The following is a 16,252-nucleotide window of genomic DNA, read 5'->3' on the forward strand; positions in this document are numbered from 1 at the left end:
GGACAGCCTGTTTAGCTGTTACGCCCGTGGCGACTATGCAAGACACATTGAGAATCACCGAAGTTTTCTACTCGTTGCAGGGGGAAACGCGGACTGCCGGGCTGCCCACGGTTTTCGTGCGCCTGACCGGTTGCCCTTTGCGTTGCCAATACTGCGACAGCGCCTATGCGTTCAGCGGCGGCACCGTTCGCAGCCTCGACGACATCCTTGAACAAGTGGCCGGGTTTCGTCCGCGCTACGTTTGCGTCACCGGCGGTGAGCCGCTGGCACAGCCGAACGCCATTCCATTGCTCAAGCAGTTGTGTGATGCCGGTTACGAGGTCTCGCTGGAAACCAGTGGCGCCCTCGACGTTTCGGCGGTCGATCCGCGCGTCAGTCGTGTGGTCGATCTGAAGACGCCGGGCTCCAAAGAAGCCCATCGCAACCGTTACGAAAATATCGAACTGCTGACCCGCAACGATCAGGTGAAGTTTGTCATTTGCTCGCGGGAAGACTATGACTGGGCCGTCTCCAAGCTGATTCAGTACGGTCTCGACCAACGTGCCGGCGAAGTCCTGTTCTCGCCAAGTCACCATGATCTCAACGCACGGGATCTGGCGGACTGGGTAGTGGCGGACAACCTGCCAGTACGCCTGCAATTGCAGTTGCACAAATATCTTTGGAATGACGAGCCGGGGCGCTGACATGACTGAACAACTGAACACCACCGAAAAACGCGCGGTCATCCTGCTGTCCGGCGGCCTCGACTCGGCCACCGTGGTAGCGATGGCCCGCGCTGAAGGCTACGCCTGCTACACCATGAGCTTCGATTACGGTCAACGCTCCCACGCCGAACTGCACGCTGCCGCTCGGGTGGCGCGCGATCTGGGGGTGGTCGAGCACAAGGTGATCGGCCTCAATCTCAACGGCATGGGTGGCTCGGCACTGACCGACACCAGTATCGACATTCCCGAAGAGTTGGGCGAGGGCATTCCGGTGACCTACGTGCCGGCGCGCAACACGGTGTTCCTGTCTCTGGCGCTGGGCTGGGCAGAAGTCCTCGGTGCTCGCGACATCTTCATTGGCGTGAACGCGGTCGATTATTCCGGCTACCCGGATTGCCGCCCCGAGTTCATCGAGTCGTTCGAGCGCATGGCCAATCTGGCGACCAAGGCAGGCGTGGAAGGCAACGGCTTCCGCATTCAGGCGCCTTTGCAGAACCTGAGCAAGGCGCAGATTGTCCAGGCCGGCGTAAAGCTCGGCGTGGATTATGGCCTGACCGTTTCCTGCTATCAGGCCGACAATGACGGCCGCGCGTGCGGCAAATGCGACAGCTGCCGCTTGCGTGCAGAAGGCTTTGCAGCGGCGGGTGTGAGCGATCCAACCCCTTATTTTTGATTTTTTTCAAAAAGGTGTTGAATATTCCTTAAAAATCAGTATTATACGCGCCACCACACAGCGGGTCGTTAGCTCAGTTGGTAGAGCAGTTGGCTTTTAACCAATTGGTCGTAGGTTCGAATCCCACACGACCCACCATATTTGGCGGTTTAGAAAATCCGGAAGGCCCACGAAAGTGAGGATTTCCGGGTTTTTTTTTGCCTGCATTTCAGACGCCCTTCGTTTCAGCGCCACCCGGCCTGACACAGATCAGAATCATCTTTTGTATCAACGGGATATTCTGTAGCCTTGCGCAGCTTCAACGCTGTCCGTGCCTGATGACACTCACTCTCCCGGCGGTACCCTCAAGCGGTCCGGAGCCGGGTGTATACTCGACTTTCGCGCGAAAGCGCCTGCAGGTCTTGCGAACATGACGCAGATTTCCGAACGCCTTCTGGTTCAAGCCCACCTCGATGCCAAGCAGCCCAAACCGCTGACGGCCGAAGAAGAGGCTTATTACCGTTCTGCCATTGCCGCCGAGCTCAAGGCTCAGGACGCGGTGCTGGTGGCTCACTTTTATTGCGATCCGGTGATTCAGGCCCTGGCCGAAGAGACCGGCGGCTGTGTCTCCGACTCCCTCGAAATGGCCCGCTTCGGCAATGCCCACCCGGCAAAGACCGTTGTGGTTGCCGGCGTTAAATTCATGGGCGAGACCGCAAAGATCCTCAACCCGGAAAAACGCGTGCTGATGCCGACGCTGGAGGCGACCTGCTCGCTGGACCTGGGTTGCCCGGTCGACGAGTTTTCGGCGTTCTGCGATCAGCACCCGGAACGCACGGTGGTGGTTTACGCCAACACTTCCGCCGCGGTAAAGGCTCGGGCTGACTGGGTGGTAACTTCAAGCTGCGCGCTGGAAATCGTCGAGAGCCTGATGGATAACGGCGAGACGATCATCTGGGGGCCTGACAAACATCTGGGCACCTACATTCAGCGCAAGACCGGCGCCGACATGCTGCTGTGGGACGGTGCCTGCATCGTTCACGAAGAGTTCAAGTCCAAGCAATTGGAGGACATGAAGGCGCTGTATCCGGATGCCGCGATTCTGGTGCACCCGGAGTCGCCGACATCGGTGATCGAACTGGCGGACGCCGTCGGGTCCACCAGCCAACTGATCGCTGCTGCGCAAACCCTGCCGAACAAGACCTTCATCGTGGCGACCGACCGTGGCATCTTCTACAAGATGCAGCAGCTGTGCCCGGACAAGGTCTTCATCGAGGCACCTACTGCCGGTAACGGCGCGGCGTGCCGCAGTTGTGCACATTGCCCGTGGATGGCCATGAACACCCTTGAGCGCACGCTCAAGTGCTTGCAGGAAGGTAGCAACGAGATCTTTGTCGATCCGGCGCTGATTCCCCAGGCGATCCGGCCGTTGAAGCGCATGCTCGACTTCACCCAGGCGGCGCGGATGAAATTGGCTGGCAACGCTTAAGGTCTTCCAGCCAACACAAATCAAAATGTGGGAGCGGGCTTGCTCGCTAAGACGGTGTATCAGCAAACATTAATGTCGGCTGACACACCGCCTTCGCGAGCAAGCCCGCTCCCACATTTGCTTTTCAGTGTCAGGCGGTTATCTGCTCTTTTTCGGGATTCGCACCAAGCGTGTATCCGAATAGATGTCATGCCACGTGCGCTTCTGCTTGTCATACAGCGACCAGAAGAACCCAAGCCCAACGCACAGCCATGAAGCGATCGAGACCATAAACCGCAGCAGCGCCTGCCACAGGCTGATCGCCGTGCCATCAGTGTTCTGCACGCGAATGCCCCAGACCTGCATGCCCAGCGTCTGCCCGCCATGGGTCCAGAACTTGGCGAAGAAGCCGAACAGCACCAACAGCAGCACCGTCGAGTACAGCGGATCACCATCAAGCTGCCCGGCATCGGTCATCGCCCGCAGGCGCTCTTCGCCGATGATCGCGGCCTGGATCAGCTTGTAAACGAATCCGGTGACGATCAGCAGGGCGGTGCACAGCAGGAAGTCATAGAACACCGCCGCCAGTCGACGGCCAAGGCCAACGGCAGGAAAGTCGCCCTGTGGAGTGAGCTGGTTTTTCGACATGGCAGCCTCTGGACGCAAAATGAAGCGCCATTTTACGGATTCCCGCGCATAAAAAAGCCCCTGATATCAATATCAGGGGCTTTTTCGTTACTGAGATCAGGCTTCTGCTTGTACTTCGTCAGCCTGCATGCCTTTCTGGCCTTGCACAGCGACGAAAGTCACTTTCTGGCCTTCTTTCAGGCTTTTGAAGCCGTTGCCCTGAATGGCGCGGAAGTGCACGAACAGATCCGGACCGCTTTCAGGCGTGATAAAACCAAAACCTTTCTCGTCGTTAAACCACTTGACGGTACCGCTCTGACGTTGGGACATTTCTTATTTCCTTTGACGCAAAAATTGATGACAGCCTCTTTCTCATGAAAGAGTACTGGAGCTGGTTGCAAGGAGTAAGAAGACGTCGAGCGGGATGTAGCTAACTTGTAGGCTACTGCCCAGGTCACGATTCAAAGCTGACCCATGCAAACACAGTGGATAAACTCTACGCCAACTACGGGAGAAAAAACAACCCCCTGTGAGGGGCCCGGTTTTATTGCGCTTGGCGGGAATTAGTCAGTCCACTAGTGTGGCCTTAGACGATTGTTCGGTTCTACTTTTTTCAATCGTTATAAGCAACGTTCATATTCGATTCGATTGTTAAAAAACGCACTGTTTTATGGCGATTGCGTTACACATTAGTGCATGCATAACGCAATCGCGTTACTTATAGAAACAGTCAATCAGCCACGATAGTAGCGTTGCGGAACAAATGGCATTTTGCTTACAAGCATTTGCACCTTTTTCCCACGAACGATGGCCCAAACGGGCGTGTCGAGAGCAACGTAGGCGCTGTCGAGGTACCCCATCGCCAAAGGGCCGCCCAAGGTCGGACCGAAACCGCCGCTGCACACGCTGCCGATGGTTTCGCCGGCCTCGTTGACGATCTCTGCGCCTTCACGCACCGGCGTACGTTCCTGCGGCAGCAGGCCGACGCGTTTGCGCGCGACGCCGTTCTGTTGCTGGGCAAAGATCTGCGCTGCGCCCGGGAAACCGCCGGCCCGCGGGCCATCGGTGCGGCGTGCCTTGGAGATTGCCCACAGCAGGCTGGCTTCGATTGGCGTGGTGTCGGTGTTCATGTCGTGGCCGTACAGACACAGGCCGGCTTCCAGACGCAGCGAATCGCGCGCGCCGAGGCCGATGGCCTGGACTTCGGGTTCGGCGAGCAGGGCGCGGGCGAGTTTTTCCGCCTCGGCGGCCGGCACCGAGATTTCAAAACCGTCTTCACCGGTGTAGCCCGAACGGCTGACAAAGCAATCCACGCCCAGCAACGAAACACGGTTGAACTGCATGAACGTCATTTTCGCCACGTCGGGTGCCAGGCGGGCGAGGACGGTAACCGCCGCCGGACCCTGCAGGGCGAGCAAGGCGCGCTCTTCGAACAGCGCCTTAATGGTGCACTGAGCGCCAATGTGTTGTTGCAGATGCGCCAGGTCCTGGTCCTTGCACGCGGCGTTGACTACCAGAAACAACTCGTCGTTACCGAGGTTGGCGACCATCAGGTCGTCGAGGATGCCGCCGGTTTCGTTGGTGAACATCGCGTAACGCTGCATGCCCACCGGCAGATCGATGATGTCCACCGGGACCAGGGTTTCCAGGGCTTTGGCGGCGTTGGCACCGGTCAGGCGGATCTGCCCCATGTGCGAGACGTCAAACAGCCCGGCCTGTTCGCGGGTGTGCTGGTGTTCTTTCATCACCCCGAGCGGGTATTGCACGGGCATGTCATAGCCGGCGAACGGCACCATGCGCGCGCCCAGTTCGAGGTGCAGGGCATGGAGCGGGGTTTTCGACAGTGATTCGGTAGACATCTTCAACTCCTGAAAAATGTGCAGCCGCCGATGCGCGAGCATCAGCATTCGATAATGTTGACCGCCAGACCGCCGCGGGCGGTTTCCTTGTATTTGCTCTTCATGTCGGCGCCGGTCTGGCGCATGGTGCGGATGACCTTGTCGAGGGAGACGAAATGCTGGCCGTCGCCGCGCATGGCCATGCGCACCGCATTGATGGCTTTCACCGAGCCCATCGCATTGCGCTCGATGCACGGCACCTGCACCAGGCCGCCAATCGGGTCGCAGGTCAGGCCGAGGTTGTGTTCCATGCCGATTTCCGCGGCGTTCTCGACCTGCTGCACACTGCCACCGAGCACTTCGCACAAGGCGCCGGCCGCCATTGAACAGGCGACGCCGACCTCGCCCTGACAACCGACTTCGGCACCGGAGATCGAGGCGTTTTCCTTGTAGAGAATGCCGATGGCGGCGGCGGTCAGCAAAAAGCGCACGACGCCGTCGTCATTCGCGCCGGGGATAAACCGCATGTAGTAATGCAGCACCGCTGGAATGATCCCGGCCGCGCCGTTGGTTGGCGCCGTAACCACGCGCCCGCCGTTGGCGTTTTCTTCGTTGACGGCGAGTGCGTAAAGATTGACCCAATCGAGCACCGACAGCGGATCGCGCAAGGCCGATTCCGGGTTCTTGCACAATTGCCGATGCAGCGCCGCCGCACGGCGTTTGACCTTCAAGCCGCCGGGCAGAATGCCTTCGTTACGGCAACCGGCGGCGACGCAATCCTGCATCACCTGCCAGATTTTCAGCAGGCCGGCGCGGGTTTCCGCTTCCGGACGCCAGGCACTTTCGTTGGTCAGCATCACCTGACTGATCGACAGACCGTAAGTGCTGCAATGGCCGAGCAAGTCCTTGGCGCTTTTGAACGGGAAGGTCAGCGGCGTGGCGTCTTCGACGATGCGGTCGGCACCGGCGGCGTCTTCATCGACGACAAAACCACCGCCAACCGAGTAGTACTCGCGGCTGCGGATTTGAATGCCCGCCGCATCGAAGGCGCGGAAGATCATGCCGTTGGGGTGGTAGGCCAGTGGTTTGCGAATCATCGCCAGATGTTCTTTCTCATTGAACGCAATGCTGTGTTCGCCGAGCAGATTCAACCGACCGTTGCCGCGTATTTCCTGCAGCCGCGCGGCGACGGTTTCGGTGTCGACGGTGTCCGGGTGCTCGCCTTCAAGACCGAGCAACACGGCTTTGTCGCTGCCGTGCCCCTTGCCGGTGGCGCCGAGTGAACCGTACAGCTCGACCCGCACGCTGGCGGTGGTGGTCAGCAGGGTTTCCCGGCGCAAACCTTCGACGAAACGCGCAGCCGCGCGCATCGGGCCGACGGTGTGGGAACTGGAGGGACCGATGCCAATCTTGAACAGGTCGAACACGCTTAACGACATGAGTGGTTCTCCGGTTTCTTGTTATGGGAATTGGCGGAATATCAGGCTTGCTGCATTTCCCTGTGGGAGCGGGCTTGCTCGCGAATGCGGTGTGTCAGTCATCATTTTTGCTGTCTGACCTGACGCATTCGCGAGCAGGCTCGCTCCCACAGGGGGATCTAGGGTGTTGCTGAAATCGGGGCCGTTATCCGGCCCCGCATTCCATTAAGCGTAGCTTTCGATCGACGGGCAGGCGCACACCAGGTTGCGGTCGCCGAACACGTTGTCGACGCGACCGACCGGCGGCCAGTATTTGCCTTCGATCAACGAGGCCACCGGGTACACGGCTTGCTCGCGGCTGTACGGGTGAGGCCACTCGCCAACCAGCTCTGCTGCGGTGTGCGGGGCGTTTTTCAGTGGGTTGTCGTTTTTGTCCAGCGTGCCGTTTTCCACTGCGCGGATTTCTTCGCGGATGCGGATCATGGCGTCGCAGAAGCGGTCCAGTTCTTCTTTGGATTCGCTTTCGGTCGGCTCGATCATCAACGTGCCGGCCACCGGGAACGACATGGTCGGGGCGTGGAAGCCGAAGTCGATCAGGCGCTTGGCGACGTCATCGACGCTGATACCGCTGCTGTCTTTCAACGGACGCAGATCGAGAATGCACTCGTGCGCCACCAGACCATTGCTGCCCGAATAGAGCACCGGGTAATGTTCTTCGAGGCGACGGGCGATGTAGTTGGCGTTGAGGATCGCCAGTTGCGAAGCGCGCTTGAGGCCGGCGCCGCCCATCATGCGGATGTACATCCAGGTGATCGGCAGAATGCTCGCGCTGCCGAACGGCGCCGCGCAGACTGCACCTTCCTTGCGCTCCATCTGGCCATGGCCGGGCAGGAACGGGGTCAGGTGCGACTTGACGCCAATCGGGCCGACGCCCGGGCCGCCACCGCCGTGCGGAATGCAGAAGGTCTTGTGCAGGTTCAGGTGCGATACGTCGCCGCCGAATTTGCCCGGTGCGCAGAGGCCGACCATCGCGTTCATGTTGGCGCCGTCGATGTACACCTGGCCGCCGTTGTCGTGAATGATCGCGCAGATTTCGCGGATGCCTTCTTCGAACACGCCGTGGGTCGACGGGTAGGTGATCATCAGCGCGGCGAGGTGTTCGCGGTGCTCGATGGCTTTGGCACGCAGGTCTTCGATGTCGACGTTGCCGCGCGCATCGCATGCAGTGACGACCACGCGCATGCCGGCCATTTGTGCCGTGGCCGGGTTGGTACCGTGGGCCGACGACGGAATCAGGCAGATGTCACGGCGCTCGTCGCCACGGCTCTGGTGATAAGCACGGATCGCCAGCAGGCCAGCGTATTCACCTTGCGAACCGGCGTTCGGTTGCAGCGAGATCGAGTCGTAACCGGTGGCGGCGCAGAGCATCGCTTCCAGTTCATCGGTCAGTTGCTGATAGCCGGCGCTTTGTGCGGCCGGAGCGAACGGGTGCAGGGCACCGAATTCGGCCCAGGTCACCGGGATCATTTCGCTGGCGGCGTTGAGCTTCATGGTGCACGAGCCCAGCGGGATCATGGTGCGGTCCAGCGCCAGGTCCTTGTCCGCCAGCTTGCGCAGGTAGCGCATCAGCTCGGTTTCCGAGTGATAACGGTTGAACACCGGATGACTGAGGATCGGCGACTGGCGTACCAGCGAGGCCGGGATGGTGCTTTCTACTATGGCTGCGAGGGCGGCGAAATCCGGCAGGGTCTTGCCGTCGGCGAACAGGCTCCACAGGGCTTCGATGTCAGCCTGAGTGGTGGTTTCGTCGACCGACAGGCCCAGCCGTTCAGCGTCAATCACGCGCAGGTTGATCTGTGCGGCATGGGCCTTGTCGTGCAGCGCAGCAGTGTGTGCGCCGGTGGCCACGGTCAGCGTGTCGAAGAAGTTGGCTTGTTCGACTTTGGCGCCCAGCGCGGTCAGGCCCTTGGCCAGGATCGCGGTCAGGTGATGCACACGGTTGGCGATCTGCGTCAGGCCTTTCGGGCCGTGGTAGACGGCGTACATGCTGGCGATGTTGGCCAGCAGCACTTGCGCTGTGCAGATGTTCGACGTGGCCTTCTCGCGGCGGATGTGTTGCTCACGGGTCTGCATCGCCAGACGCAGCGCCGGTTTGCCGAACCGATCAACCGAGACACCAACCAGACGGCCCGGCATGTCGCGCTTGAACGCATCTTTAGTCGAAAAGTAAGCCGCGTGCGGACCACCGAAGCCCAGCGGCACGCCAAAGCGCTGCGCCGAACCGATGGCCACGTCAGCGCCGAACTCGCCCGGTGCGGTGAGCAGGGTCAGGGCCAGCAGGTCAGCGGCCACGGCCACCAAAGCGTTGGCGGCGTGGAAGCGTTCGGTCAGTTCGCGGTAATCAAACAGGTCGCCGTTGCTCGCCGGGTATTGCAGCAGCGCGCCGAAGAATGGTGTGACGTCAGTCAGTTCGCGCTCATCGCCCACGACCACGTCAATGCCCAGCGGCTCGGCACGGGTGCGCAGCACGTCGAGCGTTTGCGGGTGGCTGTGGATCGAGGCGAAGAACTGGTGGCTGCCCTTGTTCTTGCTCAGGCGTTTGCAGAAGGTCATGGCCTCGGCAGCGGCGGTGGCTTCGTCGAGCAAGGATGCGTTGGCGATCGGCAGGCCGGTGAGGTCGCTGATCAGGGTCTGGAAATTCAACAGCGCTTCGAGACGGCCCTGGGAAATTTCTGGCTGGTACGGCGTGTACGCGGTGTACCAGGCCGGGTTTTCCAAGAGGTTGCGCAGGATCGGCGATGGCGTGTGACAGTTGTAGTAGCCCTGGCCGATGTAGGTTTTGAACAGCTGGTTTTTGCCGGCGATGGCTTTGATCATCGCCAGGGCGTCGGCTTCGCTGAGGCCCTCGTCCATGCCGAGCACGCTGGTGCCCTTGATGCTTTTCGGGATGACATTGGCGCTCAGTGCTTCGAGCGAGTCGAAGCCGAGGCTGTTGAGCATGGCTTGCTCGTCATCGGCGCGCGGGCCGATGTGGCGGGCGATGAATTCGTTGGCGGTGCCGAGGTTGACTTGGGTCATGGCGTTTACTCCTCAGGCTTCGGCTTGGGCTTTGATCAGACGGTCATACGCGTCCTGATCGAGCAGTTTAGTGACTGCCGAAGCGTCGCTTGGCTGGAAGCGGAAGAACCAGCCTTCGCCCAGCGGATCTTCGTTGACCAGTTCCGGGGCGTCTTGCAGCGCCGGATTGACTTCCAGCACGTCACCGTCGAGGGGCATGTATACGCCGCTGGCGGCTTTGACCGATTCCACGGTGGCGGCTTCAGCGCCTTTTTCGTAGGGCTGCAATTCAGGCAGTTGCACGAACACCACGTCGCCCAGGGCGTTCTGCGCAAACGCGGTAATGCCGACAGTAACGCTGCCGTCGGCTTCGGTGCGCAGCCATTCGTGATCTTCAGTAAAACGCAACTCGCTCATTGGAAACTCCTCAGGGGCCAGACTCGTCTGGTGGACGCGGTGGAAAGCGTGGGCGCGAAGGCCCTTATTTATGAGGATTGATTAGCAAGAACGCGGCCAAGGTTAATTTTTCTCTGTTAATCAACGAGTTAACGATTCTGCTGAACATCGATAGATTGAGCGGTGTAGCGAAATCGCTACAGCTCGGTGCGAAGAAAAAAGCTGAACGGGATCAACGCCTTGCACAGCGGTGATCAGAGGAAGGTGTATCGATATCGTTCCGCTGTAGCGCTTTCAGTACAGATGGAGGTCGCTTTTGAACGGATTTCGAATACACCAAAAAACCTTGTGGGAGCGAGCCTGCTCGCGAAGACGGTGTGTCAGGCGCCAGCTATTTTGCTAATAGACCGCTTTCGCGAGCAGGCTCGCTCCCACATGGGGAATTTCCTGCAATAGGGATGTGGGGGGAGTCAGGGTTTATTGGGAATGCCGTATTTGCGCAGGCGATGGGCGATGGCGGTATGCGAGGTTTGCAGACGGCTCGCCAACTGGCGGGTCGAGGGATAGCTGACGTAGAGTTTTTCCAGCAGCTCTCTTTCGAACGATTCGACGGCCTGTTCGAGGCTGTCGACATCGCTGTCGGTCTGGCGTGCGACGGAGGTGCCGGCGATGTCGAGGTCGCCGATATCCACCAGACTGCTTTCGCAAATCGCCGCCGCACGGAAGATCACGTTTTGCAGTTGCCGCACATTACCCGGCCAGCGGTTGCCGAGCAGGGCCGGGTAAGTCCCCGGTGCGAGGCGGCAGACCGGGCGCTGAATTTGCGCACAGGCCTGCTGCATGAAGTAGCGCGCCAGCAACAGAATGTCCTGGCCGCGTTCGCGCAGCGGCGGGACTTCGACATTGAGCACGTTGAGGCGGTAGAACAGGTCTTCGCGAAACAAGCCTTCGCTGACCATTTTTTCCAGGTCGCGGTGGGTCGCGCTGAGGATCCGCACATTGACCTTCACCTCGCGATCACCCCCCACGCGGCGGAAGCTGCCGTCGTTCAAGAAGCGCAGCAGTTTGGCCTGCAAGTACGGCGACATCTCGCCGATCTCATCGAGAAACACCGTACCCTGGTTGGCCAGTTCCATCAGACCTGGCTTGCCGCCGCGCGCCGCGCCGGTGAAAGCGCCGGGGGCGTAGCCGAACAGTTCGCTCTCGGCCAGATTCTCCGGCAGCGCCGCGCAGTTGAGGGCGAGAAATGGCGCACTGTGGCGGGCGCTGATCGCGTGGCAGGCGCGGGCAACCAACTCCTTGCCGGTGCCGGTTTCGCCCTGAATCAACAACGGCGCATCGAGGGCCGCGACCCGTTGGGCGCGGGCCTTGAGGGTACGGATCGCCGGGGATTCGCCAAGCAGCGCGTCGAAGCCTTCGGCATGGTCGTGGTGCAGCGCCGAGAGTTGTTCGCCGATGCGGTTTGGTTGATACAGGGTCAGCAGGGCGCCGGCGTCAGTGATCGGCGTGGCGTCGAGCAAAAGGGTCTGGCCGTTGACGGTGATCTCACGGAGCGGCAGGCGGAAGCCGTTTTCGAGCAGGGTGTCGAGCAGGCCGGGTTCGTTGAACAGCGCCGAGACACTTTCTCCGGCGGGTTCGCGGCCGTATAACGCAATCAACGCCGGGTTGGCCAGCAGCACTTTGCCGGCGCTGTCGAGGGCCAGCACCGGGTCGGTCATCGCCGCCAGCAAGGCGTCGAGCTGCAAGTGCCGACGCTGGCCCGGTAGGATATCGACCACGGTCACCGCTTCAACGCCGAGAACCCGAAACAGCGCATCCTTGAGTTCTTCGAGCACTTGCGGGCTCAGGGTCGGCGCGTCGATGTAGACGTTCGGCGGGATCATCTCCACCGCATCCAGATTGAGATTGCGCCCACCGAGAATAGCCAGGACTTCCTGGGTGATGCCGACGCGGTCGATGAAGCTGACGTGGATACGCATGGGGCGGTTCAGTGTTCTGCAGAGCGGAGGGAGGCAAGTATGCCTTGGGGCGGGCTAATGGTGAAACCTGCGAGGACTTTCGTCACAACATAAGGCCCCTGTGGGAGCGGGCTTGCTCGCGAAGGCGGTGTGTCAGTCGATATCTTCGTTATTGATACACCGCCTTCGCGAGCAAGCCCGCTCCCACAGGGGAACGTGGTTAATTCGTGGTTATTCGAAATGCTCGGGATTGACCGGATCCCCCGAGTGCATATTCAACTTCTGCCGAATATCCTCGAACATCAGATCGTAGTGCTTGTGCACCGAGCCGATCTGGCTGTGGGCCTTCGGAATCCCGTATTTCTCGGCAATCCTCGTCACGTCGCGGGCGAAGTTGTAGGCCTCTTCCTTGGGCAGGAAAAACGTCTCCTTCATGTCCTTGCCCTGCATGCTGCCGTGCAGGGTGAACTGAATCCCTTTGCCTTTCTGCGGATCGGTGAACACTTCATAGTCCAGGTGCACGTTGTAATTGACGTCATCGTCCGTCAACGCGTGCCGCTCGATGTGCAAATGACCAGGTTCAAATTGGGCCATTGAGGTACTCCTTTCAAGGCATGTGAGAGAGGCAGGCCTTCAGCCTGCCCCGGTCATTATTGTTATCGGTAGCTGATACCCGGTTTCGCCGTGCTGACCCGCGTACCGGCGGTGCCCTGCACGATGGCTTCGATATCGGCCAGCGAACCGATCACCGCGACCTTGCCAGTATGGCGGGCGAATTCGCAGGCTGCCTGCACCTTCGGTCCCATGGACCCGGCGGCGAAGCCGAGACGTTCGAGTTCGTCCGGGTGGGCTTCGGCAATGGCTTTTTGGGTTGGCTTGCCGTAGTCGATGAACGCGGCGTTGACGTCGGTGGCGATCACCAGCAAGTCGGCTTCCAGTTGCTCGGCGAGCAGCGAGGAGCACAGGTCCTTGTCGATCACCGCCTCGATGCCTTTGAGGTTGCGGTTCTCGTCATACATCGTCGGGATACCGCCGCCACCGGCGCAGATAACGATGCTGCCTTTGTCCAGCAGCCACTTGATCGGGCGGATTTCAAAGATGCGTTTTGGCCGTGGGCTGGCGACTACACGGCGGAACTTGTCACCGTCCGGGGCAATCGCCCAACCTTTCTCTGCCGCCAGTTTTTCCGCTTCGGCCTTGTCGTAGACCGGGCCGATCGGCTTGGTCGGGTTCTTGAAGGCCGGGTCGTTGGCGTCGACTTCAACCTGGGTGAGCAAAGTGGCGAATGGCACTTCGAAGTCGAGCAGGTTGCCCAGTTCCTGCTCGATGATGTAGCCGATCATGCCTTCGGTTTCGGCGCCGAGCACGTCCAGCGGGTAAGGGCTGACGGAGGTATAGGCCGCCGCTTGCAGCGACAGCAGGCCGACTTGCGGGCCATTGCCGTGGGCGATGACCAGTTGGTTGCCGGGATGGATCTTGGCGATTTGCTCGGTGGCGATGCGGATGTTGGCGCGCTGGTTGTCAGCGGTCATCGGCTCACCACGGCGGAGCAGGGCGTTACCGCCCAGGGCTACGACGATACGCATGGTGCATGTCCTTCTGAGGCAGAGGAATGGCAAACGACGCGATCTCCCTGTCGGAACAGCAGACTTTGTGGGAGGGGGCTTGCTCCCGAAGGCGGTGGATCAGTCGACATCACTGCTGAATGATGTACCGCTTTCGCGAGCAAGCCCGCTCCCACATTTTGGTCCTGTTCCTTCAGTGGAAGCGCAATGGCGTTACAGATCAGCCAGGGTCGAGACCAGAATCGCCTTGATCGTGTGCATGCGGTTTTCCGCTTGCTCGAAGGCGATGCAGGCCGGCGACTCGAACACGTCGTCGGTCACTTCGATGCCGTTTTTCAGGTGCGGATATTGCTCGGCGATCTGTTTGCCGACCTTGGTGTCGCTGTTGTGAAACGCCGGCAGGCAGTGCATGAACTTGGTGCGCGGGTTGCCGGTGGCTTTCATCAGCTCGGCGTTGACCTGATACGGCAGCAGTTGCTGGATGCGCTCGGCCCAGGCTTCCACCGGCTCGCCCATCGATACCCAGACGTCGGTGTGAATGAAATCGACGCCCTTGACCGCCGCTTTCGGGTCTTCGGTCAAGGTGATGCGCGCGCCGCTTTCTTCGGCGTACTTGTGGCAACGTTCCACCAGATCGTCCAGCGGCCACAGCGCTTTCGGCGCGCAGATGCGCACGTCCATGCCCAGTTTGGCGCCAATCAGCAGCAGTGAGTTGCCCATGTTGTTGCGCGCATCGCCGAGGTAGGCGTAGCTGATCTCATGGATCGGCTTGTCGGCGTGTTCACGCATGGTCAGCACGTCGGCGATCATTTGCGTCGGGTGATATTCATCGGTCAGGCCATTGAACACCGGCACCCCGGCGAATTTGGCCAGCTCCTCGACGATCTCCTGTTTGAAGCCACGGTATTCGATCGCGTCGTACATGCGACCGAGCACGCGAGCGGTGTCCTTCATGCTTTCCTTGTGGCCGATCTGCGAGGAATTCGGGTCGATGTAGGTAACGTTGGCGCCTTGATCGTAGGCCGCTACTTCGAATGCACAACGGGTGCGGGTCGAGGTTTTTTCGAAGATCAGGGCGATATTGTTGCCCTTCAAATGCTGTTGCTCGGTGCCGGTGTATTTCGCGCGTTTCAGATCGCGGGACAGGTCAAGCAGGTAACGCAGCTCACGTGGGGTGTGGTGTTCCAGGCTGAGCAGGTTACGGTTGTGAATGTTAAAAGCCATGATGGATCTCCTTCGGTGTCGGTTATCCCCCTGGCCGCACTGGGTAAGTGCCGGCCAGGGCTCAGAGGTTAGTAATCAATCGGGTCGCGGATGATCGGGCAGGTCATGCAGTGGCCGCCGCCGCGGCCGCGGCCGAGTTCGCCGGCGCTGATGGTGATGACTTCCACGCCGGCCTTGCGCAGCAGGGTGTTGGTGTAGGTGTTGCGGTCGTAGCCGATGACCACGCCGGGTTCCACCGCCACCACGTTGTTGCCGTCGTCCCATTGCTCGCGTTCGGCAGCGAAGCTGTTGCCGCCGGTTTCCACCACGCGCAGCCTGGGCAGGTTGAGCGCCGCGGCGACGGTGTCGAGGAAGCTGCCTTCTTCACGGCGGATGTCGATGCCGCCCTGTTTGCTTTCGTCAGGGCGCAGGGTGAAGGCGACAATCTGGTTGACCACTTCGGGGAAGATCGTCACCAGGTCGCGGTCGCAGAAACTGAACACGGTGTCCAGGTGCATCGCCGCGCGGGATTTCGGCAGGCCGGCGACGATGACTTTTTCCACGGCCTTGTTTTTGAACAGGTTCAGCGCCAATTGGCCGATGGCCTGACGCGACGAACGTTCGCCCATGCCGATCAACACCACGCCGTTGCCGATCGGCATGACGTCGCCGCCTTCGAGGGTCGAGCTGCCGTGATCCTTGTCCGGATCGCCGTACCAGATTTCGAAATCGGCGTTGGTGAATTGCGGATGGAATTTGTAGATCGCGGTGGTCAGCAAGGTCTCCTGACGACGCGCCGGCCAGTACATCGGGTTCAGCGTCACGCCACCGTAGATCCAGCAGGTGGTGTCGCGGGTGAACTGGGTGTTGGGCAGCGGCGGCAATATGAAGCTGGAGTGGCCGAGGAAGTCGCGGAACATCTGGATGGTCTTGCCACCGAAGCTGTCCGGCAGGTCATCGGCGGAAACCCCACCAATCAGGAATTCGGCAATGTGCCGTGGCTCCAGGCTTTGCAGCCAGGATTTCACTTCATTGATCAGGCCCAGGCCCACCGAGTCGGCGGTAACCTTGCGTTCAAGGATCCAGTCCAGTGCTTCGGGGATGGCGACGATGTCGGTCAGCAGGTTGTGCATTTCCAGCACGTCGATGCCGCGCTCGCGCATTTTGGTGACGAAGTCGAAGTGGTCGCGCTTGGCCTGGGCGACCCACAGCACGTCGTCGAACAGCAGCTCATCGCAGTTGTTCGGGGTCAGCCGCTGATGGGCCAGACCTGGGGAGCAAACCATGACTTTACGCAGTTTCCCGGCTTCGGAGTGGACGCCGTACTTCACTTTTTCCGTGGTCATTTCCGTGTTCCTCCAGATGA

14 protein-coding genes and 1 tRNA gene are annotated in these 16,252 nt (G+C 60.3%); 4 read left to right on the forward strand and 11 right to left on the reverse strand.

The window, feature by feature from the left end:
- The first annotated feature begins 35 nt into the window (after window positions 1-35).
- The 4 genes from queE to nadA all read left to right on the forward strand — a co-directional run bounded on the left by queE (window position 36) and on the right by nadA (window position 2,845).
- Window positions 36-683, forward strand: coding sequence for a 7-carboxy-7-deazaguanine synthase QueE (queE, locus tag HU755_RS16935; protein ID WP_186634655.1), 648 nt, complete (start codon window positions 36-38; stop codon window positions 681-683).
- Window position 684: 1 nt separating this feature from the next.
- The gene (gene queC / locus HU755_RS16940; RefSeq protein WP_186634658.1) at window positions 685-1,377 is read left to right on the forward strand and encodes a 7-cyano-7-deazaguanine synthase QueC; all 693 of its coding nucleotides are present in this window, start codon (window positions 685-687) and stop codon (window positions 1,375-1,377) included.
- Window positions 1,378-1,439: 62 nt separating this feature from the next.
- Window positions 1,440-1,515 (forward strand) — tRNA-Lys (locus tag HU755_RS16945).
- A 271-nt stretch (window positions 1,516-1,786) separates the two neighbouring features.
- Window positions 1,787-2,845 carry a quinolinate synthase NadA gene (nadA, locus tag HU755_RS16950; RefSeq protein WP_186550570.1) on the forward strand — a complete coding sequence of 353 codons (1,059 nt, stop codon included), beginning with the start codon at window positions 1,787-1,789 and terminating at the stop codon, window positions 2,843-2,845.
- 138 nt (window positions 2,846-2,983) lie between these two features.
- Here the strand turns inward: nadA and HU755_RS16955 are convergent, their stop codons facing one another.
- The 11 genes from HU755_RS16955 to arcA form a co-directional block, all read right to left on the reverse strand.
- The gene (locus HU755_RS16955; protein WP_186634661.1) at window positions 2,984-3,472 is read right to left on the reverse strand and encodes an RDD family protein; all 489 of its coding nucleotides are present in this window, start codon (window positions 3,470-3,472) and stop codon (window positions 2,984-2,986) included.
- A gap of 96 nt (window positions 3,473-3,568) precedes the next feature.
- The gene (locus HU755_RS16960) at window positions 3,569-3,781 is read right to left on the reverse strand and encodes a cold-shock protein (protein ID WP_003175786.1); all 213 of its coding nucleotides are present in this window, start codon (window positions 3,779-3,781) and stop codon (window positions 3,569-3,571) included.
- Between the two features lie 404 nt (window positions 3,782-4,185).
- The gene (gcvT, locus tag HU755_RS16965) at window positions 4,186-5,310 is read right to left on the reverse strand and encodes a glycine cleavage system aminomethyltransferase GcvT (RefSeq protein WP_186634664.1); all 1,125 of its coding nucleotides are present in this window, start codon (window positions 5,308-5,310) and stop codon (window positions 4,186-4,188) included.
- Between the two features lie 41 nt (window positions 5,311-5,351).
- On the reverse strand, window positions 5,352-6,728 hold the full coding sequence (locus tag HU755_RS16970; RefSeq protein ID WP_186634667.1) for an L-serine ammonia-lyase: 1,377 nt from the start codon (window positions 6,726-6,728) through the stop codon (window positions 5,352-5,354).
- Window positions 6,729-6,932: 204 nt separating this feature from the next.
- Window positions 6,933-9,785 carry an aminomethyl-transferring glycine dehydrogenase gene (gene gcvP, locus HU755_RS16975; RefSeq protein WP_186634670.1) on the reverse strand — a complete coding sequence of 951 codons (2,853 nt, stop codon included), beginning with the start codon at window positions 9,783-9,785 and terminating at the stop codon, window positions 6,933-6,935.
- Window positions 9,786-9,797: 12 nt separating this feature from the next.
- Window positions 9,798-10,181: a glycine cleavage system protein GcvH gene (gene gcvH, locus HU755_RS16980; protein WP_186634674.1), complete on the reverse strand. Its 384-nt coding sequence runs from the start codon at window positions 10,179-10,181 to the stop codon at window positions 9,798-9,800.
- Window positions 10,182-10,630: 449 nt separating this feature from the next.
- Window positions 10,631-12,139, reverse strand: a complete 1,509-nt coding sequence (locus HU755_RS16985) for a sigma-54-dependent transcriptional regulator (protein ID WP_186634678.1) — start codon at window positions 12,137-12,139, stop codon at window positions 10,631-10,633.
- Window positions 12,140-12,349: 210 nt separating this feature from the next.
- On the reverse strand, window positions 12,350-12,712 hold the full coding sequence (locus HU755_RS16990; RefSeq protein ID WP_186634681.1) for a DUF5064 family protein: 363 nt from the start codon (window positions 12,710-12,712) through the stop codon (window positions 12,350-12,352).
- Between the two features lie 62 nt (window positions 12,713-12,774).
- Window positions 12,775-13,704, reverse strand: a complete 930-nt coding sequence (gene arcC / locus HU755_RS16995; RefSeq protein WP_186547184.1) for a carbamate kinase — start codon at window positions 13,702-13,704, stop codon at window positions 12,775-12,777.
- 192 nt (window positions 13,705-13,896) lie between these two features.
- Entirely contained in the window at window positions 13,897-14,907 is a 1,011-nt protein-coding gene (locus tag HU755_RS17000) for an ornithine carbamoyltransferase (protein WP_186620630.1), read from the reverse strand.
- Between the two features lie 68 nt (window positions 14,908-14,975).
- On the reverse strand, window positions 14,976-16,232 hold the full coding sequence (arcA, locus tag HU755_RS17005; protein WP_186634684.1) for an arginine deiminase: 1,257 nt from the start codon (window positions 16,230-16,232) through the stop codon (window positions 14,976-14,978).
- Between the last annotated feature and the right edge of the window lie 20 nt (window positions 16,233-16,252).

The sequence above is a fragment of the Pseudomonas sp. SWRI111 genome (assembly GCF_014268555.1).
Lineage (GTDB): Bacteria > Pseudomonadota > Gammaproteobacteria > Pseudomonadales > Pseudomonadaceae > Aquipseudomonas > Aquipseudomonas hamedanensis.

Coding starts and splice junctions, on each gene's coding strand:
- arcC (WP_186547184.1), bottom strand. CDS start 13,704: ATGCGTATCGTCGTAGCCCTGGGCGGTAACGCCCTGCTCCGCCGTGGT.
- HU755_RS16960 (WP_003175786.1), bottom strand. CDS start 3,781: ATGTCCCAACGTCAGAGCGGTACCGTCAAGTGGTTTAACGACGAGAAA.
- HU755_RS16985 (WP_186634678.1), bottom strand. CDS start 12,139: ATGCGTATCCACGTCAGCTTCATCGACCGCGTCGGCATCACCCAGGAA.
- HU755_RS17000 (WP_186620630.1), bottom strand. CDS start 14,907: ATGGCTTTTAACATTCACAACCGTAACCTGCTCAGCCTGGAACACCAC.
- gcvT (WP_186634664.1), bottom strand. CDS start 5,310: ATGTCTACCGAATCACTGTCGAAAACCCCGCTCCATGCCCTGCACCTC.
- queE (WP_186634655.1), top strand. CDS start 36: ATGCAAGACACATTGAGAATCACCGAAGTTTTCTACTCGTTGCAGGGG.
- queC (WP_186634658.1), top strand. CDS start 685: ATGACTGAACAACTGAACACCACCGAAAAACGCGCGGTCATCCTGCTG.
- HU755_RS16990 (WP_186634681.1), bottom strand. CDS start 12,712: ATGGCCCAATTTGAACCTGGTCATTTGCACATCGAGCGGCACGCGTTG.
- gcvP (WP_186634670.1), bottom strand. CDS start 9,785: ATGACCCAAGTCAACCTCGGCACCGCCAACGAATTCATCGCCCGCCAC.
- nadA (WP_186550570.1), top strand. CDS start 1,787: ATGACGCAGATTTCCGAACGCCTTCTGGTTCAAGCCCACCTCGATGCC.
- gcvH (WP_186634674.1), bottom strand. CDS start 10,181: ATGAGCGAGTTGCGTTTTACTGAAGATCACGAATGGCTGCGCACCGAA.
- HU755_RS16955 (WP_186634661.1), bottom strand. CDS start 3,472: ATGTCGAAAAACCAGCTCACTCCACAGGGCGACTTTCCTGCCGTTGGC.
- arcA (WP_186634684.1), bottom strand. CDS start 16,232: ATGACCACGGAAAAAGTGAAGTACGGCGTCCACTCCGAAGCCGGGAAA.
- HU755_RS16970 (WP_186634667.1), bottom strand. CDS start 6,728: ATGTCGTTAAGCGTGTTCGACCTGTTCAAGATTGGCATCGGTCCCTCC.